This is a genomic window from Rhodococcus sp. IEGM1339, assembly GCF_050321925.1.
GTDB classification, from domain to species: domain Bacteria; phylum Actinomycetota; class Actinomycetes; order Mycobacteriales; family Mycobacteriaceae; genus Rhodococcus; species Rhodococcus pyridinivorans.
Window position 1 is genome coordinate 1 of sequence record NZ_JBNQFT010000055.1, and the last position, 1,554, is coordinate 1,554.

Annotated in this window: 2 protein-coding genes; both read left to right on the forward strand. The window is 64.4% G+C overall.

What is annotated here, in order from left to right:
- Positions 1–66 precede the first annotated feature (66 nt).
- Positions 67–522, forward strand: coding sequence for a hypothetical protein (locus tag ACQR3U_RS23295; protein ID WP_071936290.1), 456 nt, complete (start codon positions 67–69; stop codon positions 520–522).
- 17 nt (positions 523–539) lie between these two features.
- A complete protein-coding gene (locus tag ACQR3U_RS23300) occupies positions 540–1,541 on the forward strand; it encodes a DDE-type integrase/transposase/recombinase (protein ID WP_269572374.1) in 1,002 nt (333 codons plus the stop codon).
- Positions 1,542–1,554: the final 13 nt, after the last annotated feature.

Genomic DNA, 1,554 nt, shown 5'->3' on the forward strand with positions numbered 1-1,554 from the left:
AATTCGTTGGTTGCCAGGATGGTCGTGAGACACATTCAGGGACGGACGCGGGGAAACGGAAGCATCATGATCGACGTCGAAGTCGGCCGAACACCGACAGGCATGCGTTCGTTCTCGATGGCCTACCGCTCGGAGTTCCTCCGGCAATGGGACGCGGCCATCGAACGCGGCAGCCGTGCCAAACTGCTGCGTGAAAACAACCTCGCCTACGGAACGGTCCACCGTTGGATCGCCGCCCGGGACCGCGGAGAATGGACCGCATCGATGAGGGCGGCCGCAGAGAAACCGGGTAGACGCATGGACAGTCGTGAGCGCGCGGAGCTGGCACAGCTGCGCAAGGAAAACCAGCAACTGCGTCAGAAGGTCGAGCAGGCCGAAGCTGCCCAGCAGATCCTGGGAAAAGCATTCGAGCTCTTGGAGCACGTGACCAAGAGCTCGGCGCCGGAGACACCTGCGATCCCACCGGCGCTGATGAGCGTGGCCGAGTACGAACAATGGCTCGAGGGGTACAGGCTGTCCTGACCGCCACGGTCACCACATTGCACCAGGACGCGGCGATGCCGGTGACCCGGGCCTGCACCCTGCTCGGACTGCCTCGGGCCAGTTACTACCGGCACAGTCGCGGCTATACGCATTACCGGCCGGCCGGGGATCCGCTGCCGCAGGCGAAGCGTCGGCAGCCGGCCGCGCTCAGCGAGAGCGAACGTGACACGATCTGCGATGTGCTGTGCTCCGGCGAGTACGCGGATTTGTCTGTGGCTCAGGTTTATTGGCGTGCATTCGATGCAGGGGTTCTGGCGTGCAGTGAGCGGACGTTCTATCGGGTCGCCGGCGCGGCGAGCTTGGTCGGGGACCGGCGTGGCCGCCGCGGCGGCGGGGGCGGCGGCCCTGTCCGGGCCCGGCCGGTGGTCGGGGCCGGGGCGGTCGGGGATCTGTGGTCGTGGGACATCACCGAGTTGAAGGGGCCCGGGAAGAAGGACCGGTACCTGTTGTATCTGGTGATCGATGTGTTCTCGCGGTATCCGGTCGCGTGGTGCATCGAGTTCCATGAGAGCGGCGAGCGTGCGGTGAAGTTGTTCACCGAGGCGATCGCCGAGCACGGGTGCCCGTCAGTGTTGCATGCGGACAACGGGGCGTCGATGCGGTCGACGGTGTTGCTCGATCTGCTCGAGGAGCGGGGGGTGATCGCGTCGTTTTCCCGTCCTCGGGTCAGTGACGACAATCCGTTTTCGGAGTCGTTGTTCAAGACCGTCAAGTACGACCTGACCTGCCCGCCGGTGTTCGATTCGATCGATCATGCCAGGGAGTGGACCGCGGGTTTTCTGCATCGGTATGCCACCGAGCATCGGCACAGTGGGCTCGGTCGGCATACTCCGGCGTCGGTGTTCGACGGTTCTGCTGTTGCGGTTCGGCGGTTGCGTCAGCAGATGCTCGATGAGTATGCAGCGGAGTTTCCCGAGCGGTTCCGGCGTGCGCCTCGTGCGCCGGAACTGCCCGGGTCTACAGGGATCAACATCCACCACCTGTCTCAGACAGGTTGACAACTACCGAATT

Coding starts and splice junctions, on each gene's coding strand:
- ACQR3U_RS23295 (WP_071936290.1), top strand. CDS start 67: ATGATCGACGTCGAAGTCGGCCGAACACCGACAGGCATGCGTTCGTTC.